The following is a 19,651-nucleotide window of genomic DNA, read 5'->3' on the forward strand; positions in this document are numbered from 1 at the left end:
AACAGAAATAGTGGTTTAACCAAGCAGCAGCATTGCGAGCGGCAGCACCGGCAGCAGCGCGTCGACGCGGTCGAGCACGCCGCCGTGACCGGGCAGCAGACCGCTCGAATCCTTCACGCCCGCCTGACGCTTGAGCAGCGACTCGAACAGGTCGCCGATCACGCTGTACGCAACCAGCAGCGTCAGCGCGGCCCACGCGCCGGGCATCCCGTAGCGCGTCGCGAATGCGGAAAACAGGGTCGGCTCGAACCAGTGCGCGGCCATCGCGGCTCCCGCGACGACCATCACGGCGAGCCAGCCGCCGATCGCGCCTTCCCAAGTCTTCCCGGGACTGATCGTAACGGCCAGTTTACGCTTTCCGAAGGCCTTGCCCGCGAAATATGCACCAATATCGGCCAGCCACACGACCAGCAGCAGCGAGAGCACGAACGGAACGCCCTGCGCACGCGCCGCGACGACCGCGTGCCAGCAGGCCGCGAACACCACGAGCCCGGCCGCGAGCAGGAACGGCCGCCACACGCCGCCCGCGAGTTCCGGCTTGCGCCGCAGCGAGAACGGGCCGACCAGCAGCCAGAACACGCCGGCCGCCATGAAAAGGGGACGGGACGAAGCGGCCTCGACGCCGAGCGGCGCGGTCGCCGCGAGCGCCAGCGCGGCGACGATCGCATAAACGACCGAACCGGCCGCGCCGAGCTTCAGCAGGCGCGCCCATTCCCACGCGGCGAACACGAGCACGACGCCGATCAGCGCGCCGAAGGCCGCGAGCGGCGCGAACAGCGTCACCGGCAGCAACACGGCCAGCATCACGACCGCCGTGATCACACGGGTCTTCAGCATGAAAGGGAATCGGCGTTCTGCGATTGCGGTTCGAGCTGCGCGCTGGTGCGCCCGAAACGGCGCTCGCGCTCGGTATACGACGCGATCGCGTCGGCCAGCGCCGCGCCGTCGAAATCCGGCCAGTATTTGTCGGTGAAATAGAATTCGGCGTACGCGAGCTGCCACAGCAGGAAATTGCTGACGCGCTGCTCGCCGCCGGTGCGGATGAAGAGATCGGGCTCCGGCGCATAGGCCATCGCCAGGTGCGGCGCGAACGCGTCTTCGGTCACCTCGACCTCTCGGCCCTCGCGCACGGCCTGCTCGACGAGTTTCTTCGTCGCCTGCAGGATGTCCCAGCGGCCGCCGTAGTTCGCGGCGATCGTCAAGGTCAGGCGGGTGTTGCGCGCCGTCTTGGTTTCGGCGCGGCGGATCAGTTCGCGGATGCGCGGCTCGAAACGCTCGAGATCGCCCACGACGCGCAGGCGGATCCCGTTCGCATGCAGCTTGCCGATCTCGCGCTCGAGCGCGGTGATGAACAGCCGCATCAGGAACGACACTTCGTCGTTCGGCCGGCGCCAGTTCTCCGAACTGAACGCGAACAGCGTCAGGTATTCGACGCCGGCGCGCGCGCAGCCTTCGACCACCGACCGCACGGCGTCGACGCCGCGGGTGTGCCCCGCGACGCGCGGCAAGCGGCGTTCGGTCGCCCAACGGCCGTTGCCGTCCATGATGATCGCGATATGACGCGGCACGGCGCCGACGTCAGGCACGCGAACGGTAGAGCTGGTATAGGTCATGGCCGTTGAGACAGTTGCGGGAAGAAGGCGGCGCGCGAGGACGGTCGTCAGACCGTCATGATCTCGGCTTCCTTGCTCTGCACGAGCTTGTCGACTTCGGCGACGTGCTTGTCGGTCAGCTTCTGCACGTCGTCGCTCGCACGGCGCTCGTCGTCTTCCGAGATTTCCTTGTCCTTCACGAGCTTCTTGAGCGCTTCGTTCGCGTCGCGGCGCAGGTTGCGGATCGCGACCTTGGCCGTTTCGCCTTCGCTCTTGACCACCTTGGTCAGCTCGCGGCGGCGCTCTTCCGTCAGCGCGGGCATCGGCACGCGGATCAGGTCGCCGGCCGTGGCCGGGTTCAGGCCCAGATCGGCTTCGCGGATGGCCTTCTCGACCTTCGCGACCATGTTCTTTTCCCACGGCTGCACGCCGATCGTGCGTGCGTCGACGAGCGTCAGGTTCGCAACCTGCGAGATCGGCACCATCGAACCGTAGTAGTCGACCTGCACGTGATCGAGCAGACCGGTATGCGCACGGCCCGTACGGATCTTCGCCAGATCGTTCTTGAACGCTTCGATCGAGCGCTGCATCTTCTGCTCTACGCCCTTCTTGACATCAGCGACACTCATTTCAACCTCCGAACCTTCCAACCTTCAATGAACGCGGGCCGCGCCCGGTGCGCCACGCACCACGGCCGGCGACCCGCGCCGCTTGCCCGCATCCGCGGGAGTTTACACGTGGACGAGCGTACCTTCGTCCTCGCCCAGCACGATGCGCTTGAGCGCGCCCGGCTTGTTGATCGAAAACACGCGGATCGGCAGCTTCTGGTCGCGGCACAGCGCGAAGGCCGTCGCGTCCATCACCTGCAGATTGCGGCTGATCGCCTCGTCGAAGCTGATCGTCGTGTAGCGCGTGGCCGACGGATCCTTCTTCGGATCGGCAGAATATACGCCATCGACCTTGGTCGCCTTCAAAACGACCTCGGCGCCCACTTCCGAACCGCGCAGCGCAGCGGCCGTGTCCGTCGTGAAGAACGGGTTGCCCGTGCCAGCCGCGAAGATCACGACCTTGCCTTCCTCGAGCTGGCGGATCGCGCGCGGCCGGATGTACGGCTCGACCACCTGATCCATGCGCAGCGCGGACTGCACGCGCGCGACGATGCCGGCGTGGCGCATCGCGTCCTGCAGCGCCAGCGCGTTCATCATCGTCGCCAGCATCCCCATGTAGTCGGCCGTCGCGCGGTCCATGCCGGCCGCACCGCCCGCGACACCGCGGAAAATGTTACCGCCGCCGATCACGACCGCGAGTTGCGTACCGAGACCCACGACTTCGGCGATATCCGCCACCATCCGTTCGATCGTCGCGCGATTGATGCCGAAGGCATCGTCGCCCATCAGCGCTTCGCCGGAGAGTTTGAGGAGGACGCGTTTATAGGCATTGGACATAGGGGCTTCCGAGCGACGAGAGGATGACAACCACGAACTGTAGGGGCGAAATACTGATTCGGGCAAGCGCCGGCGACCGGACCGGGTTTCCCGGCCGGCCGGCGGCGCCGCCGGCCGCGGCGGAGCGGACGCCCGCCGCGGATACTGCCTGACTGCTTACTGCTGCTTTGCTGCTGCGACTTGCGCGGCCACTTCGGCGGCGAAGTCGTCCTGGCGCTTCTCGATGCCTTCGCCGACGACGAACAGCGCGAACTTCTGCACGGTCGCGTTCGCTGCCTTCAGCATCTGCTCGATCGTCTGCTTGTCGTTCTTCACGAACGTCTGGTTCAGCAGCGACACTTCCTTCAGGTACTTCTGGACGCTGCCGTCGACCATCTTCGCGACGATTTCAGCCGGCTTGCCCGATTCGGCAGCCTTCTGCTCGGCGACGCGGCGTTCCGTCTCGATCAGTTCCGCCGGCACGTCGGCCGACGACAGGGCGACCGGCTTCATCGCGGCGATGTGCATCGCGACGTCCTTGCCGACCTGCTCTTCCGCACCCGTGTACTCGACGATCACGCCGATACGCGCGCCGTGCAGGTACGTTGCGATCTTGTTCGCGGTTTCGAAACGGACGAAACGGCGGATCGAGACGTTCTCGCCGATCTTGCCGATCAGGGCCAGGCGGACTGCGTCGACCGTCGAACCGTCGAGCGGCAGTGCCGACAGCGCTGCCACGTCGGCCGGGTTTTGCGTCGCGACGAGTTCTGCAACCGTCTTCGAGAATGCGAGGAAGTCGTCGTTCTTCGCGACGAAGTCGGTTTCGCAGTTCAGCTCGACCAGCGCGCCCGCGTTGCCGCCGACGAACGATGCGACGACGCCTTCTGCCGTCACGCGCGATGCCGCCTTGCTCGCCTTGTTGCCGAGCTTGACGCGCAGCAGCTCTTCAGCCTTGGCCAGGTCGCCGTCGGCTTCCGTCAGCGCCTTCTTGCACTCCATCATCGGTGCGTCGGTCTTTGCGCGCAGTTCTGCCACCATGCTTGCGGTAATTGCCGCCATCATTCGCTCCTTGAGTCTGTATTCACAACGCCGCCCGCTTGGACGCGAACGGCCGAAAATCGTTTCCGGACCCGCGCCGATTCGGCGCGATCAGGTCCGGCGCACAAGCTTAAAAAAAGGGGGCCTGTTGAGAGCCCCCTTTTTGCGCCGGCTCGGGGCCAGTTACGCGTTTTCCTCGACGTACTCGTCGTCGCCACGCGCTGCCTGGACCACTTCGTTGACCGCGTTCGCACGGCCTTCCAGGATCGCGTCGGCCACGCCTTCAGCGTACAGCGCGACTGCCTTGCTCGAGTCGTCGTTGCCCGGGATCACGTAGTCCACACCTTCCGGCGAGTGGTTCGTGTCGACCACGGCGATGACCGGCACGCCCAGCTTGTTCGCTTCCGTGACGGCGATCTTGTGGTAGCCGACGTCGACGACGAAGATTGCGTCCGGAATGCCGCCCATGTCCTTCACGCCGCCGATCGACTTCTGCAGCTTGGCGATTTCGCGTTCGAACAGCAGCGCTTCCTTCTTGCTCATCTTCTCGAGCTCGCCTGCCTCGACTGCCGCTTCCATGTCCTTCAGGCGCTTGATCGATACCTTCAGCGTCTTGAAGTTGGTCATCATGCCGCCGAGCCAGCGTGCGTTGACGTACGGCATGCCCGCACGTTGCGCTTCCTGGGCGATCGTGTCACGCGACTGGCGCTTCGTGCCGACGAACAGGATCGTGCCGCGGTTCGCTGCCAGCTGGCGCACGTACTTCTGTGCGTCCGTGAACATCGGCAGCGTCTTTTCGAGGTTGATGATGTGAATCTTGTTGCGGTGACCGAAAATGAACGGGGCCATCTTCGGGTTCCAGAAGCGCGTCTGGTGACCGAAGTGGACACCCGCTTCCAGCATTTGGCGCATCGTGACTGCCATGTAAATTCTCCACGAGGGTTGGGTCTTAAGCCGGCTGCCGTACCGCCGCGCGTTCCGCGCGGCCGGCACCCTGGTTGCGCCGGCTTGCGATTCGGCACGTGCGAAACTGCCCGTGCCGCAAGCCTTTCATCCTGATGCCGTCGCGATACCACCCCACACCGGGGCATGTTCGGCATTTGGATGTCGACTTAGCCAAAGAGTATAGCACGCCGATTTGTCGGCTCTCAAGTCGCCCGCCACTTTCGCCTGCCGCGGGGCAGCCGGCCGGACAATCCGCGAAAACCCGCACCGGCACCGCCGGCAGGGGCTGCGAGGCCCGCCATAAGGTGCGATAATCCGTCAATTCACCGCATTCCAGGCATACCTCGATGGCTATTACGCTCAAAAACGAACACGACATCGCCGAGATGCGCGTCGCCTGCCGTCTCGCGAGCGAAGTGCTCGACTTCATCACGCCGCACGTCGTCGCGGGCATCACGACCGCCGAACTCGACCGGCTCTGTCACGAATTCATGCTCAACGAGCAGGGCACGATCCCCGCGCCGCTGAACTACCAGCCGCCCGGCTATCCGCCGTACCCGAAGGCCACCTGCATCTCGGTCAACGACGTGATCTGCCACGGCATCCCCGGCGAGAAGGTGATCAAGAACGGCGACGCGCTGAACATCGACATCACCGTGATCAAGAACGGCTACTTCGGCGACACCAGCCGGATGTTCATCGTCGGCGAAGGCTCGATCCTCGCGAAGCGCCTCGTGCAGACCACCTACGAGTGCATGTGGCTCGGCATCGACCAGGTCAAGCCCGGCGCGCACCTCGGCGACATCGGCTACGCGATCCAGAAGCACGCCGAAGCACAGGGCTACAGCGTCGTGCGCGAATACTGCGGCCACGGCATCGGCACGGTGTTCCACGAGGATCCGCAGGTCGTCCACTACGGGCGCCCGGGCACCGGCATCGAGCTGAAGGCCGGGATGATCTTCACGATCGAGCCGATGATCAACGCCGGCAAGCGCGACATCCGCACGATGCCCGACCAGTGGACGGTCAAGACGCGCGATCGCAGCCTGTCCGCGCAATGGGAGCACACGGTGCTCGTCACCGAAACCGGCTACGAGGTGCTGACCGTGTCCGCCGGCACGCCGGCACGCCCGGTGTTCGCGCAACCGGCCGCCGCGGTCTGAGCGCCGTCGCGCCCGCCCCGCCCACCCCTCACCTGCTGACCTGAACGGCCGCCCATGAGCGCTCACGCCGCCCCCTCGCCCGCAGCGCTGTCGCGGCGCGCCGAATTCAAGGCCGCCAAGGCCGACCTGCTCGAGCGCTTTCGCAGCGCGACGAACGTCACATCGCTGATGCACGCGCTGTCGAGACTCACCGACGATGCGCTCAAGCGCGTGTGGGACGACTGCGGGCTGCCCGCGACGCTCGCGCTCGTCGCCGTCGGCGGCTACGGGCGCGGCGAGCTCGCGCCCCACTCCGACGTCGACATCCTGGTGCTGCTGCCCGATGCGCACGACCCGGCGCTCGACGCGCGGATCGAGCGCTTCATCGGGATGGCGTGGGATCTCGGCCTCGAGATCGGCAGCAGCGTGCGCACGGTCGAGCAATGCATCGAGGAGGCGTCTCAGGACGTCACCGTGCAGACCTCGCTGCTCGAGGCGCGCCGCATCGTCGGCAGCACCGCGCTGTTCGAGCGCTTCACCGTGCGGTATCACGAGGCGCTCGACGCGCGCGCCTTCTTCACCGCGAAGGTGCTCGAGATGCGCCAGCGCCACGCGAAGTTCCAGGACACGCCGTACAGCCTCGAGCCGAACGTGAAGGAGAGCCCCGGCGGGCTGCGCGACCTGCAGACGATCCTGTGGATCGCGCGCGCGGCCGGCTTCGGCAGCAGCTGGCGCGAGCTCGACACGCGCGGCCTCATCACCGATCGCGAAGCGCGCGAGCTGCGCCGCAACGAAGGATTCCTGAAGACGCTGCGCGCGCGCCTGCACGTGATCGCCGGACGCCGCCAGGACATGCTCGTGTTCGACCTGCAGACGCAGGCCGCCGAGAGCTTCGGCTACCGGCCGACGCAGGCCAAGCGCGCGAGCGAGCAGCTGATGCGCCGCTACTACTGGGCCGCGAAAGCGGTCACGCAGCTGGCGACGATCCTGATCCAGAACATCGAGGCGCAGCTGTTCCCCGCGACGAGCGGCATCACGCGCGTGCTGTCGCCCGATCGCTTCGTCGAGAAGCAGGGCATGCTCGAGATCGTCGACGACGGCGTGTTCGAACGCCATCCCGACGCGATCCTCGAGGCGTTCCTGCTGTACGAGGCGACCCGCGGCGTGAAGGGCCTGTCCGCCCGCACGCTGCGCGCGCTCTACAACTCGCGCGAGATCATGAACCACACGTGGCGGCGCGATCCGCAGAACCGCCGCACGTTCATGCAGATCCTGCAGCAGCCCGAAGGCATCACGCATGCGTTCCGGCTGATGAACCAGACGAGCGTGCTCGGCCGCTACCTGCTGAATTTCCGCCGCATCGTCGGCCAGATGCAGCACGACCTGTACCACGTGTACACGGTCGACCAGCACATCCTGATGGTGTTGCGCAACATCCGCCGCTTCGCCGTGGCCGAGCATGCGCACGAGTACCCGTTCTGCAGCCAGCTGATCGGCAACTTCGAGCGCCCGTGGGTGCTGTACGTCGCTGCACTGTTCCACGACATCGCGAAAGGCCGCGGCGGCGACCACTCGACGCTCGGGATGGCCGACGCGCGGCGCTTCTGCCGCGAGCACGGGATCACCGGCGACGACGCGTCGCTGATCGTGTGGCTCGTCCAGCATCACCTGACGATGAGCCAGGTCGCGCAGAAGCAGGACACGAGCGACCCAGAAGTCATCAAGCGCTTCGCCGAAGTCGTCGGCAACGAGCGCTACCTCACCGCACTCTACCTGCTGACCGTCGCCGATATCCGCGGCACGAGCCCGAAGGTGTGGAACACTTGGAAGGGCAAGCTGCTCGAGGACCTGTACCGCATCACGCTCGCGGTGCTCGGCGGAGCGAACCCCGACGCGCATTCGGAACTGAAGTCGCGGCAGGAGCAGGCGCTCGCGCTGCTGCGCCTAGAGACCGTGCCCGACGACGCGCACCGCGCGCTGTGGGACCAGCTCGACGTCGGCTTCTTCCTGCGTCACGACGCGGCCGACATCGCATGGCAGACGCGCGTGCTGTACCGGCACGTGAACGCCGAAACCGCGATCGTGCGCGCGCGGCCGTCGCCGATCGGCGACGCGCTGCAGGTGCTCGTGTACGTGAAGGATCGCCCCGACCTGTTCGCGGGCATCTGCGCGTACTTCGACCGCAACGGGCTGTCGGTGCTCGATGCACGTGTCAGCACGACGCGGCACGGCTATGCGCTCGACAACTTCATCGTCACGCAGACCGAACGCGACGTGCGCTACCGCGACATCGCGAATCTCGTCGAACAGCAACTCGCGGCGCGCCTGGCCGAAACCGCGTCGCTGCCGGAGCCGTCCAAGGGCCGCCTGTCGCGGTTGTCGCGGACGTTTCCGATCACGCCGCGCGTCGACCTCCGGGCCGACGAGCGCGGCCAGTACTACATCCTGTCCGTGTCCGCCAACGACCGGCCGGGCCTTCTCTATTCGATCGCGCGCGTCCTGGCCGAGCATCAGGTCGGCGTCCACGCGGCGCGGATCAATACGCTCGGCGAACGCGTCGAGGACATCTTCCTGCTCGACGGTGCCGGCCTGTCCGACAACCGCCTGCAGATCCAGCTCGAAACCGAATTGCTGCGCGCGATCGCAGTCTGAATGAATCCCAGCGTTTATGCGCACCAAATTAACCGTCAAGAATCCGAAGCCGGCGTCGCCGACCCGCGCCCCTGTCCGCTCCGGCAGCCTCGTCGCCCGCAAGGCGGTGCGCCCCGCCGCGCTACCCGCAGGCGACAAGCCGGCGCGCCCGAAGAAGGCCGCCCCGGCCGCCGCCGGCGAACGCTCGTTCAAGCCGCGCAGCGCGGCAGGCGCCGAGCGCCCGGGCGCGGATCGCGCACCGGCCAAGCGTGCGCCGCGTGAGGGCGGTGCCGAACGCGACACGCGCGCGCCGTATCGCGACAACGCATCCGGCGAAGGCGCAAAGCGCAGTTTCGGCGACCGTCGCACGTCGTCCGATCGTCCGCCCCGTCGTGACGACGATGCACGTCCGCGTCGCGCGGGTGGCGAAGGCGGCCCGCGTGCGCCCTATCGCGACAACGCATCCGCCGAAGGCGCAAAGCGCAGTTTCGGCGACCGTCGCACGTCGTCGGATCGTCCGCCGCGCCGTGATGACGATGCACGTCCGCGTCGCGCGGGTGGCGAAGGTGGCCCGCGTGCGCCGTATCGCGACAACGCATCCGGCGAAGGGGCGAAGCGCAGTTTCGGCGACCGTCGCACGTCGTCGGATCGCCCGCCCCGTCGTGACGACGATGCACGTCCGCGTCGCGCGGGTGGCGAAGGCGGCGCACGTGCGCCGTATCGCGACAACGCATCCGGCGAAGGCGCAAAACGCAGTTTCGGCGACCGTCGCACGTCGTCGGATCGCCCGCCGCGTCGCGACGACGATGCACGTCCGCGTCGCGCGGGTGGCGAAGGCGGCGCACGTGCGCCCTATCGCGACAACGCATCCGGCGAAGGCGCAAAACGCAGCTTCGGCGACCGTCGCACGTCGTCCGATCGCCCGCCGCGTCGTGATGACGACGCCCGCCCGCGCCGCGCAGGCGCCGATGAAGGCAAACGCCCGTCCTATCGCGACAAGGCATCCGGCGAAGGCGCGAAGCGCAGCTTCGGCGAACGCCCGACGCGCCCCGCACGCGACGGCGAACGCCGCTCGTTCGGTGCGGTCAAGACCGCGCAACCGGTCAAGCGCGCGGCGGCCGACGTCGACCACGGCGACGAAACCGGCCTGATGCGCCTGTCGAAGCGCATGTCCGAACTCGGCCTGTGCTCGCGCCGCGAAGCCGACGAATGGATCGAAAAGGGCTGGGTGCTCGTCGACGGCGAACGCATCGACACGCTCGGCACCAAGGTCCGCCCGGACCAGAAGATCGAGATCGACGAGCGCGCGAGCGCCGCGCAGGCCGCGCAGGTGACGATCCTGCTGCACAAGCCGGTCGGCTATGTGTCGGGTCAGGCGGAAGACGGCTATGAGCCGGCATCGGTGCTGATCACGCGCGCCAACCAGTGGAGCGGCGACCGCTCGCCGCTGCGCTTCTCGCCGCAGCACCTGCACGCGCTCGCGCCGGCCGGCCGGCTCGACATCGACTCCACCGGCCTGCTCGTACTGACGCAGAATGGCGTGATCGCGAAGCAGCTGATCGGCGAGCAGTCGGACATCGACAAGGAGTATCTGGTGCGCGTGCGCTTCGGCGAACGGCTGATCGACATCGACCAGCACTTCCCCGCGGAATCGCTCGCGAAGCTGCGCCACGGTCTCGAACTCGACGGCGTCCCGCTGAAGCCGGCGATGGTCAGTTGGCAGAACGGCGAACAGCTGCGTTTCGTGCTGCGTGAAGGCAAGAAGCGCCAGATCCGCCGCATGTGCGAACTGGTCGGTCTCGAAGTGATCGGCCTGAAGCGCGTGCGGATGGGCCGCGTGATGCTCGGCGCGCTGCCGCAGGGGCAATGGCGCTACCTGTCGGCCGACGAGTCGTTCTGACAGCGGGCACGCGCTGCGTGCCGCACCATGAAACAAGCCCGCGCAAGCGGGCTTTTTCGTGTCCGGTACGAAACCACGCGCAACACGGCGCGCGCAGCCGCATCAAGGTCAGTCGTCGGCTGCCAGATCGAGCCCCGGGAACAGCACCTCGGTGAAGCCGAAGCGCGTGAAGTCGGTGATCCGCATCGGATACAGCTTGCCGATCAGGTGATCGTATTCGTGCTGGACGACCCGCGCATGGAAGCCTTCCGCGACACGGTCGAGCTTCGCGCCGAACTGGTCGAAGCCGCTGTAACGCACCTTCGCGTAGCGGCTGACGACGCCGCGCATGCCCGGCACCGACAGGCAGCCTTCCCAGCCCTCTTCCATGTCCGGCGGCATGTACTCGAGCTTCGGGTTGATCAGCACGGTCTCGGGCACCGGCGGTGCGTCCGGATAACGGTTGTTGCTGCCGAAGCCGAAGATGATGATCTGCAGCCCGACGCCGATCTGCGGCGCGGCAAGCCCCGCGCCGTTCGCGTGATGCATCGTCTCGAACATGTCCGCGACGATCTCGTGCAGCTCGGGGGTGTCGAACCGCTCGACCGGCTTGGCGACTTCGAGCAGGCGCGGATCGCCCATCTTCAGGATCTCGCGAATCATGGCGTGTTGCCCTCCAGGAGTTGGTGCAGTCCGTCTTCGTCCAGCACGGGGATGCCGAGTTCCTCGGCCTTCGCGAGCTTGCTGCCGGCGTCGGCGCCCGCGACCACATAATCCGTCTTCTTCGATACCGAGCCAGCGACTTTCGCGCCGGCCGCTTCGAGCATCTCCTTCGCCGCGTCGCGCGTGAGGTTCGGCAGCGTGCCCGTGAGCACGACCGTCTTGCCGGCCAGCACGCCCTGCGGCGCCTTCGGCGCGGGCGGGCCTTCGGGCCACGTGACCTTGCCGGGCGCGCGCAATTGCTCGATCACCGTGCGGTTGTGCTCTTCCGCGAAGAACTGGTGAATCGACTCGGCCACGATCGGCCCGACGTCGTTCACTTCGAGCAGTTCCTCGATCGACGCGTCCATGATCGGGGTCAGCGACCCGAAATGCTTCGCGAGATCCTTCGCGGTCGATTCGCCGACATGGCGGATCCCGAGCCCGTAGATGAAGCGCGCGAGCGTCGTGTGCTTCGCCTTCTCGAGCGAGTCGAGCAGATTCTGCGCGGACTTCTCGGCGAACCGGTCGAGTTCCGCAAGCGTCGCGAAACCGAGATTGAACAGGTCGGCCGGCGTGCGCACGAGATTCAGTTCGACGAGCTGATCGATGATCTTCTCGCCGAGCCCGTCGATGTCGAGCGCGCGGCGCTGCGCGAAGTGCCACAGCGCCTGCTTGCGCTGCGCCGGGCAGAACAGCCCGCCCGTGCAGCGCGCGATCGCCTCGTCCGGCAGGCGCTCGATCTTCGAGCCGCACACCGGGCACTCGGTCGGCATCACGAACTCGGCCGCGTCATCCGGCCGGCGCTCGAGCAACGCACCGACGACCTCGGGGATCACGTCGCCCGCACGCCGCACGATCACGGTATCGCCGATCCGGATGTCCTTGCGGCGCACTTCGTCCTCGTTGTGCAGCGTCGCGTTGGTCACCGTCGCGCCGCCGACGAACACGGGCTCGAGCCGCGCGACCGGCGTGATCGCACCCGTGCGGCCGACCTGCACGTCGATCGCGACGAGCTTCGTCAGCGCTTCCTGCGCCGGGAACTTGTGCGCGAGCGCGAAGCGCGGCGCGCGCGACACGAAGCCGAGGCGGTCCTGCTCGTCGCGCCGGTTCACCTTGTAGACGACGCCGTCGATGTCGTACGGCAGCGACTCGCGCTTCTCGCCGACCTTGCGGAAGAAGCCGAGCAGGCCGTCGGCGCCCTGCACGACCGCGCGTTCGCGGTTCACCGGCAGGCCGAGCGTCTCGTACCAGTCGAGCAGCGCGCTGTGCGTGTCCGGCATCGGCATCCCGTCGAGCCTGCCGACCCCGTACGCGAAGAACGACAGCGGACGCTGCGCGGTGATCTTCGGGTCGAGCTGGCGCAGGCTGCCGGCCGCCGCATTGCGCGGGTTCGCGAATTCGCGCTGCTCGGCCGCGCGCTGGCGTTCGTTCAGGCGTGCGAAATCACGCTTGAACATCAGCACCTCGCCGCGCACGTCGAGCACGGCCGGCACGTGCTTGCCCTTCAGCTTCAGCGGGATCGAGCGGATCGTGCGGACGTTCTCGGTCACGTCCTCGCCGGTCGTGCCGTCGCCGCGCGTCGACGCCTGCACGAACACGCCCTGCTCGTAGCGCAGCGAGATCGCGAGCCCGTCGAACTTCAGCTCGCACGCGTATTCGACCGGGTCCGTCACCGAGCCGGCGAGATCGGTCGTCTTGTCGAGCGCATCGGCGACGCGCTTGTCGAATGCGACGATGTCCTCGTCGGCGAAACCGTTGTTCAGCGACAGCATCGGCGCGTCGTGGACGACCGGCGTGAAGCCGCCCGCCACTTCGCCGCCGACGCGCTGCGTCGGCGAATCGGGCGTCACGAGTTCGGGATGATCGGTTTCGAGTTGCTGCAGCTCGCCGAACAGCCGATCGTATTCGGCGTCGGGCAGGTCCGGCTGGTCGAGCACGTAATAGGCGTAATTCGCCCGCTCGAGTTGGTCGCGCAGCCACGCGGCACGCGCGTCGGGCTGGCTGGCTGGCGGTTCGGCTTGGGTTCGGGCCATGCTGGCGGCAGATTCGTTCTGAAAAATCGGATGTCCGATTATCTCAGTTTGACGCCGCGACGGGGGCGCGCGATGCGTGCCGCGCAGGCCCACTGCAGCACACCCAGGCGGGGTGTGTGCACTGCAGCAGCAGCGACCGACGGGCGACGGCACGTCAGGCCGCCACCCGTGCAACGCGTTACTGGCTGAAGAGACGGCGCGTGACCGGCGAACCGGCCGGGATGCCCGCTTCCTCGAGCTTCGCGTACAGCTTCATCAGTTGCTGGTCGATCGCGACGAGCGTCGATTCCGGCAGCGGCCGGCGCGAATCGTCGACGACCCGCGCGCCGATCCGCTCGGACAGCGACTTCGCGTAATCGCACATCAGCCGGAACGGCAGGATGTCCTCTTCGGCGACCGGCACGTCGAGCACCAGCGTGATCATGTTGCCGCCCTTGTAGGTCAGGTCGTCGCGCAGGAAGTTCGTGTCGCCGAACTGCAGCATGAACACGGGGTTCTGCTTCGCGTCGAGCTTCACGAACCGCGTGCCGTCGCGCGACAGCAGCAGCCCGTCCTGGGACGCGACGGCCTGCACGTAGTTCGCCGACCACGGCGCGCCGTCCGACATCACGTTGATCGACAACTGCGCGTCGCACTGCGCGGCAAAGCCGTCGAGCTCGCGCGCCATCGCGACCGTCTCCATCATGTCGGGGAATTCCGGTGCGCCGTCGATCGTGTCGGCGAACTGCTGGACGCCCGTCACGAACTCGGAGAATTCGAGCTCGTTCAGCGCGCCGCTGCGGTTCGCGAGCTGCGCGGCCGCGCGCAGCTCTTCATAGCGCACGCCGTTCTGCAGCAGCTCCCATTGGCCGCCTTCCGGCTTGCCTTCGATATGCACGGGCTTGCTGCCCGCGCGGCGCAGCCGCTGCGCGGCCGGCAGGATCTTGTCGCCCGGCAGCGGCGCGCCGAGGCGAATCGGCACGATGCAGTCGATCCGGCGGTCGACGATCGCGGGCGGCGCCGACGAAATCGTCGTGGCGGCCGGCAGCACGGGTTCGGCCGGTTCGTGCGATGCGGCGGCGGCCGGCGCTTCCTGCGCGGCGGCAGCGGCATCGTCGACGGCCTGCTCGGCCGACTCGGTCGACCCCGACGGCGCGGCGCCCCCGGTGGCTTCGGCCTGCAGGTCGGCCGGCGTGTCGGCAGGCGCCACGCCGCCGAAGGTCGGCTCGACGCGCGCGGCTTCGACCGGCGCGCTCGCGGCGGCGGCGGCCGGTGCCGGCGCCGCGGGCTCGCGGCGTGCGGGCTGGCGCACCGGCTCGATGAACGGCAGCTCTTCGTCGCGCTCGGGGCGATTCATCGCCTCGACCGCCTCTTCCGGCATCGGGCGCGGCATCCTGCGCCGCACCTTCGCGCCCTGCCACGCGTTGTAGACCACGACGCCGCCCACCACGACGGCGCCCGCGCCGATCAAACCGAGTGTCAACTCGTCCATGCACGCTCCATCAGCAATTCTTGTTCGTCGGAACCGCGAACGGGCGCCCATGCGCCGCGCGAACGCGGTCCGGTTTCTTCAAACGTCAATTCTGGGCAAAACCCGCGGCGGTTTCCATGTCCACCGCGACGATCCGCGACACGCCCTGCTCCTGCATCGTCACGCCGATCAGTTGCTGCGCCATCTCCATCGCGATCTTGTTGTGCGAGATGAAGAGGAACTGCGTCTTGTCGGACATCGCGCGCACGAGATTCGCGAAACGCTCGGTGTTCGCGTCGTCGAGCGGCGCGTCGACCTCGTCGAGCAGACAGAACGGCGCCGGGTTCAACTGGAACATCGCGAACACCAGTGCGGTGGCGGTCAGCGCCTTTTCGCCGCCCGACAGCAGGTGGATGGTCGCGTTCTTCTTGCCCGGCGGCTGCGCCATTACCTGCACGCCCGCATCGAGGATTTCGTCGCCCGTCATGATCAGCTTCGCCTGGCCGCCGCCGAACAGGCGCGGGAACAGGTCGCTGAAGTGACGGTTGACCTCGTCGAAGGTACCCTGCAGCAGCGTGCGGGTTTCCTGGTCGATCTTGTGGATCGCATCCTCGAGCGTCGTGATCGCGTCGGTCAGGTCGGCCGACTGCGCATCGAGGAACACCTTGCGCTCGCTCGCGGCCTTCAGCTCGTCGAGCGCGGCCATGTTGACCGGACCCAGCGCGTTGATCGCGTTGTTCAGGCGCGTGACCTCGCCCTGCAGGTACGACGGTTTCAGGTCCGGCGTCAGCTTCTCGCGCAGCGCTTCCTCGTCGACCTCGGCCGCCGCGAGCTGCTCGGCAAACTGCTCGACGGACAGGCGCGCGGCCTGCTCCTTCAGCTGCAGCTCGGTGATGCGGTCGCGCAGCGGCTGCAGCGAACGCTCGGCGACGAGACGCTGCTCGTCCGACGCGCGCAGCTTCGCGGTCAGGTCATCGAGTTCGATCCGCGCGGCCTGCAGCGCCTCTTCCTTCACCGCGCGAATTTCGAGCGCGTCCTGCAGGCCCGTGTGCGCGGTCTGCTCGTTGATCGTTTCGAGTTCGGCGCGCGCGTCTTCCAGCGACGCGGCGACGCGCTCGCTCTGCTCGTGCGCGACCTGGATGCTGCGCTTCAGTTCGTCGATGCGCGTGACCGCGTTGCGCGCGGCGAAGCGCGCGTCGTTCGCGCCGCGCTCGAGGTCGCGCGCTTCCTGGCGCGCCTGCGTCAGCGATTCGTCGAGCGCCTCGAACGCGAGCTGGTTGTCCTCGAAGCGCGCCTGCAGTTCCGCGAGTTCGCCGTCGAAGCGTTCGAAGTTCGCTTCCGATTCCGCGCGCAGTGCGCGCTGCTCGTCGATCTGCGCGCCGATCTCCTCGAGTTCCTCGCGGATCTGCGTGCTGCGCTGCGTGTAGCGTTCATGCGCCTGGGCGAGCTTCAGCACGTCCATCTGCAATGCATGCACGCGCTGGGTCGCGCGTTCGGCCTGCGCGCGCACGTCGCCGAGCGCCTGCGTGGCCTGCGTGTGTGCGGCTTCCGCGCGCACCGCCGCCGTGCGGGCCTCGTCGGCCAGCAGCGCCTGCGCGCGCACCTGGCGCGTCAGGTTTTCGATCTCCTGCTGGCGGGCCAGCATCCCGGCCTGCTCCGAATCGGCCGCGTACAGCTGCACGCCGACACGCGTGACGATGTGGCCGGCCTTCACGACGAACGCGCCGCCGGCCGGCAGTTGCGCGCGCGTCGCGAGTGCCTGCGCGACGTCGTCGGCGACGTACACGTTGCCGAGCCAGTCGTTCAGCACCGCGCGGATGCCTGCATCGTCGATGCGCACGAGCGACAGCACCGGGCGCAGCCCGGCCGCGGCGGCCGGCGGCTCGCCGGCCACGGGCGGCGCGTAGAACGCGAGCTTCGCGGGCGGCGCATCGGTCGCGAACGCCTTCACCCAGTCGAGATTCGACACTTCGAGCGCGGCCAGGCGCTCGCGCAGCACGGCCTCGAGCGCCGCTTCCCAGCCGGCCTCGACGTGCAGCTTCTTCCAGAGACGCGGCAGCGCGCCGAGCTCGTGCTTGTCCAGCCACGGCTGGATCTTGCCTTCGGTCTGCACGTTCTCCTGCAGCTGCTTGAGCGCGGCGAGCCGCGCCTCGAGCTGGTGGATCTGCGCGCTTTCGGCCTGCACGCGCTCCTGGGCCGCGCGGCGCTCGCCGTCGAGGCGCGGTACAGCTTCCTGCGCATCGGCGAGGCGCGCCTGGGCTTCGGCGAGGATTTCTTCCTGCTCGGCGAGCTGCATGCGCAGTTCCTCGAGCTGCGCTTCGTCGGGCGCGTCGAGCCCGCCCGCCTCGGACTTCAGGCGCTCGTGGCGCTGCTGAAGCTGCTGGAGCTGCTGGTCGGCATTGCGCTGGTGCGCGGCCTCGAGCTTCAGCGACTGTTCGGTCTGCGCGATCCGCGCGCGCTCGTCGTTGAGCTGCGCCTGCGCATCGCGCCATTTCGCCTCGAGCGCCGGCAGCGCGTCGTGTTTCGCGGCCGCGTTGTCTTCGGCGAGCGCGGCCTTTTCGTCGGCCATCGCGCGCGCCTCTTCGGCTTCCTCGAGCTCGTCCTGCGCCTTCTCGGCCTGCGCGCGCCATTGCTCGCGCTGCGCGTTCAGCGCGGCGATCTGCGCCTGCACGCGGTTGCGCGATTCGACGATGAACTTGATCTCGGCCTCGAGGCGGCTCACTTCGGCGTTGGCCTCGTAGAGCGCGCCCTGCGCGCCCTGCATCGCGTCGCTCGCCGAGTAATGCGCGACCCGCAGCGTCTCGAGCTGCGATTCGACCTCGCGCAGTTTCGCCGTCTGCGCCTCGAGGTCGATCTGCGCCTGTTCGATCGCGCGCTGCTGCTTCTGCTGCTCGCCGGCGGCCTCGTTCTTGCGCAGCAGCCACAACAGGCGCTGCTTCTCCTCGCCGTCGGCGACGAGTTCCTTGTACTTGGTCGCGACGACGGCCTGCGCCTCGAGCTTCTCGAGGTTCGCGCCGAGCTCGCGGACGATGTCCTCGACGCGCGTCAGGTTCTCGCGCGTGTCGTGCAGGCGGTTCTCGGTCTCGCGGCGGCGCTCCTTGTACTTCGACACGCCCGCGGCTTCCTCGAGGAACACGCGCAGCTCTTCCGGCTTCGCCTCGATGATCCGCGCGATCATGCCCTGCCCGATGATCGCGTACGCGCGGGGCCCGAGGCCCGTGCCGAGGAAGATGTCCTGGATGTCGCGGCGGCGCGCCGGCAGGTTGTTGATGTAGTAGCTCGACGTGCCGTCGCGCGTCAGCACGCGCTTCACGGCAATCTCGCCGTACTGGCCCCACTGCCCGGCCGCGCGGCCGTCGGAGTTGTCGAAGATCAGTTCGACGCTGGCCCGGCTGCCGGGCTTGCGGGCGGTCGAGCCGTTGAAGATCACGTCCTGCATCGACTCGCCGCGCAGCTCGGACGCGCGCGACTCGCCGAGCACCCAGCGCACGGCATCGATGATGTTGGACTTGCCGCACCCGTTCGGGCCCACCACGCCGACAAGCTGGCCCGGAACCTGGAAATGCGTGGGATCGACAAAGGATTTGAAGCCAGCGAGTTTGATCGAGCTCAGACGCACGGCGGTATCGGATGTGAAGAAGAGGTGAAACGGACGGGGCCGCGACGCGCGGGGCCGGACGGCCCGTGTGCGCGATGCGCCCCGGAATTCAAAAGCGGGGCCGCGCGCATCTCAAGCGTTGGGCCCCGCAAACGGCTTCCATCATACCATCGCGCGTGCGCCGTCCCGCCCGTCGCCGGGTTTGCCCGATGCCGGCGCGGCACGATGGACCCGGCTCGACAGCAGCGTCGCCAGCACGATGCACGCGCCGCCCGCCCACTCGCGCGCGCTCGGCAGTTCGCTCGCGAACACCCACGCCGACAGCGCGGTGATCACGATCTCGAACAGCATGATGATCGACGCGCGGTTCGCCGGCACGCGCGCGAGCCCGTATTGCACGAGCAGGTTGTTGGCGGCCATCGTCACGCCGATCGCGGCGATGATCGCTGCCGCGACGCCGAGCTGGCTTCCCGCAGGCGCGGCCGGCAGCCCCTCGAACAGCGACGCGACCGCGCCGAACACCGCCGCGCCGCCGAACAGCGTCGCCGTGCGCATCTCGGCGCGCATCTCCGGCAGCTCGCGGCTCGCCTTGATCACGAGCACGTTGCTCATCGCGAAACTCAGGCCGGCCGCGAGCCCCGCCCATTCGGCCGGGTTGGCCGGCAGCGGCACGCCGAGCTGCGGCGACCACAGCATCAGCATCGCGCCGCCGATCGACAGCGCCGCGAGCGCCGCGCCGGCCCAGGTCAGCCGCTCGCGCAGCAGGAAATGCGCGTAGATCGCGGTCCATGCCGGGGTCAGGTAGAACAGCAGCATCACGCGCAGCACTTCGCCGTGGATCGTGCCCCACACGAAACCGAGGTTGGTCACGCCCGCCGTGATCGCGATGCCCGGCAGCACCCAGTGCCAGCGCAGCGTGGCGATCGTGCGGTGCCGCACGACGACCACGAACAGGAACGCGACCGCGCTCGTCAGCGCGCTCGCCAGCGTGCCGGTGAGCCCGAGCGACGCGAGAATCCGCAGCGGATACCAGATCAGGCCCCATACCGACGCGCCGATCAGGATGGCCAGCGTCGGCAGGCTGCCGCGTACCGCGTTATTCATTTGATTCGCTACCCTTTATTCGAGCGGCCCGGCCGCCGTTCCGGCGGGCCGCGACCGCATTGCGTCACGTTATAATCGTCCGCTGCGAGCCGCGCGCCGTCGGCGCCCGCTCG

The 19,651-nt window shown here is 68.0% G+C and carries 14 protein-coding genes; 3 read left to right on the forward strand and 11 right to left on the reverse strand.

The window, feature by feature from the left end; translation table 11 throughout:
• Nucleotides 1-15 precede the first annotated feature (15 nt).
• From DID98_RS03380 to rpsB, 6 genes are all read right to left on the reverse strand, one after another.
• Nucleotides 16-837: a phosphatidate cytidylyltransferase gene (locus tag DID98_RS03380; RefSeq protein ID WP_124570234.1), complete on the reverse strand. Its 822-nt coding sequence runs from the start codon at nt 835-837 to the stop codon at nt 16-18.
• Nucleotides 831-1,613, reverse strand: a complete 783-nt coding sequence (gene uppS / locus DID98_RS03385) for a polyprenyl diphosphate synthase (RefSeq protein WP_044843774.1) — start codon at nt 1,611-1,613, stop codon at nt 831-833. The genes DID98_RS03380 and uppS overlap by 7 nt, the downstream gene beginning before the upstream one ends.
• A 47-nt stretch (nt 1,614-1,660) precedes the next feature.
• Nucleotides 1,661-2,221 carry a ribosome recycling factor gene (frr, locus tag DID98_RS03390; RefSeq protein ID WP_006752152.1) on the reverse strand — a complete coding sequence of 187 codons (561 nt, stop codon included), beginning with the start codon at nt 2,219-2,221 and terminating at the stop codon, nt 1,661-1,663.
• Between the two features lie 102 nt (nt 2,222-2,323).
• The gene (pyrH, locus tag DID98_RS03395; RefSeq protein ID WP_011885142.1) at nt 2,324-3,037 is read right to left on the reverse strand and encodes a UMP kinase; all 714 of its coding nucleotides are present in this window, start codon (nt 3,035-3,037) and stop codon (nt 2,324-2,326) included.
• 156 nt (nt 3,038-3,193) lie between these two features.
• A complete protein-coding gene (gene tsf, locus DID98_RS03400; protein ID WP_044843775.1) occupies nt 3,194-4,075 on the reverse strand; it encodes a translation elongation factor Ts in 882 nt (293 codons plus the stop codon).
• Between the two features lie 162 nt (nt 4,076-4,237).
• A complete protein-coding gene (rpsB, locus tag DID98_RS03405; RefSeq protein WP_006483818.1) occupies nt 4,238-4,978 on the reverse strand; it encodes a 30S ribosomal protein S2 in 741 nt (246 codons plus the stop codon).
• 368 nt (nt 4,979-5,346) lie between these two features.
• Between rpsB and map the strand changes: the two genes are divergently transcribed.
• From map to DID98_RS03425, 3 genes are read left to right on the forward strand one after another with little or no spacing between them, the layout of a single operon-like run.
• The gene (map, locus tag DID98_RS03415; protein WP_021159103.1) at nt 5,347-6,162 is read left to right on the forward strand and encodes a type I methionyl aminopeptidase; all 816 of its coding nucleotides are present in this window, start codon (nt 5,347-5,349) and stop codon (nt 6,160-6,162) included.
• Nucleotides 6,163-6,216: 54 nt separating this feature from the next.
• Nucleotides 6,217-8,793 carry a [protein-PII] uridylyltransferase gene (locus DID98_RS03420; protein ID WP_044843776.1) on the forward strand — a complete coding sequence of 859 codons (2,577 nt, stop codon included), beginning with the start codon at nt 6,217-6,219 and terminating at the stop codon, nt 8,791-8,793.
• Nucleotides 8,794-8,809: 16 nt separating this feature from the next.
• Nucleotides 8,810-10,672, forward strand: coding sequence for a pseudouridine synthase (locus DID98_RS03425; protein WP_124570235.1), 1,863 nt, complete (start codon nt 8,810-8,812; stop codon nt 10,670-10,672).
• Nucleotides 10,673-10,780: 108 nt separating this feature from the next.
• Here DID98_RS03425 and def read toward each other — a convergent pair whose 3' ends face one another.
• The 5 genes from def to DID98_RS03450 form a co-directional block, all read right to left on the reverse strand.
• Nucleotides 10,781-11,314, reverse strand: coding sequence for a peptide deformylase (gene def, locus DID98_RS03430; RefSeq protein WP_124570236.1), 534 nt, complete (start codon nt 11,312-11,314; stop codon nt 10,781-10,783).
• Nucleotides 11,311-13,386, reverse strand: coding sequence for an NAD-dependent DNA ligase LigA (ligA, locus tag DID98_RS03435; RefSeq protein WP_124570237.1), 2,076 nt, complete (start codon nt 13,384-13,386; stop codon nt 11,311-11,313). The genes def and ligA overlap by 4 nt, the downstream gene beginning before the upstream one ends.
• Nucleotides 13,387-13,564: 178 nt before the next feature.
• Complete coding sequence (locus DID98_RS03440) at nt 13,565-14,857, reverse strand: cell division protein ZipA C-terminal FtsZ-binding domain-containing protein (protein WP_124570238.1); 1,293 nt, start codon at nt 14,855-14,857, stop codon at nt 13,565-13,567.
• A gap of 85 nt (nt 14,858-14,942) precedes the next feature.
• Nucleotides 14,943-18,455, reverse strand: coding sequence for a chromosome segregation protein SMC (gene smc / locus DID98_RS03445; protein WP_124570239.1), 3,513 nt, complete (start codon nt 18,453-18,455; stop codon nt 14,943-14,945).
• A 141-nt stretch (nt 18,456-18,596) separates the two neighbouring features.
• On the reverse strand, nt 18,597-19,538 hold the full coding sequence (locus DID98_RS03450) for a DMT family transporter (RefSeq protein ID WP_124519996.1): 942 nt from the start codon (nt 19,536-19,538) through the stop codon (nt 18,597-18,599).
• Between the last annotated feature and the right edge of the window lie 113 nt (nt 19,539-19,651).

The organism is Burkholderia sp. Bp8984 (assembly GCF_003853755.1).
In the GTDB taxonomy this organism is placed as follows: Bacteria; Pseudomonadota; Gammaproteobacteria; order Burkholderiales; family Burkholderiaceae; genus Burkholderia.

Excerpts from the sequence above, each read along its gene's own strand:
- DID98_RS03380 (WP_124570234.1), bottom strand. The coding sequence starts at position 837 with ATGCTGAAGACCCGTGTGATCACGGCGGTCGTGATGCTGGCCGTGTTG.
- uppS (WP_044843774.1), bottom strand. The coding sequence starts at position 1,613 with ATGACCTATACCAGCTCTACCGTTCGCGTGCCTGACGTCGGCGCCGTG.
- frr (WP_006752152.1), bottom strand. The coding sequence starts at position 2,221 with ATGAGTGTCGCTGATGTCAAGAAGGGCGTAGAGCAGAAGATGCAGCGC.
- pyrH (WP_011885142.1), bottom strand. The coding sequence starts at position 3,037 with ATGTCCAATGCCTATAAACGCGTCCTCCTCAAACTCTCCGGCGAAGCG.
- tsf (WP_044843775.1), bottom strand. The coding sequence starts at position 4,075 with ATGGCGGCAATTACCGCAAGCATGGTGGCAGAACTGCGCGCAAAGACC.
- rpsB (WP_006483818.1), bottom strand. The coding sequence starts at position 4,978 with ATGGCAGTCACGATGCGCCAAATGCTGGAAGCGGGTGTCCACTTCGGT.
- map (WP_021159103.1), top strand. The coding sequence starts at position 5,347 with ATGGCTATTACGCTCAAAAACGAACACGACATCGCCGAGATGCGCGTC.
- DID98_RS03420 (WP_044843776.1), top strand. The coding sequence starts at position 6,217 with ATGAGCGCTCACGCCGCCCCCTCGCCCGCAGCGCTGTCGCGGCGCGCC.
- DID98_RS03425 (WP_124570235.1), top strand. The coding sequence starts at position 8,810 with ATGCGCACCAAATTAACCGTCAAGAATCCGAAGCCGGCGTCGCCGACC.
- def (WP_124570236.1), bottom strand. The coding sequence starts at position 11,314 with ATGATTCGCGAGATCCTGAAGATGGGCGATCCGCGCCTGCTCGAAGTC.
- ligA (WP_124570237.1), bottom strand. The coding sequence starts at position 13,386 with ATGGCCCGAACCCAAGCCGAACCGCCAGCCAGCCAGCCCGACGCGCGT.
- DID98_RS03440 (WP_124570238.1), bottom strand. The coding sequence starts at position 14,857 with ATGGACGAGTTGACACTCGGTTTGATCGGCGCGGGCGCCGTCGTGGTG.
- DID98_RS03450 (WP_124519996.1), bottom strand. The coding sequence starts at position 19,538 with ATGAATAACGCGGTACGCGGCAGCCTGCCGACGCTGGCCATCCTGATC.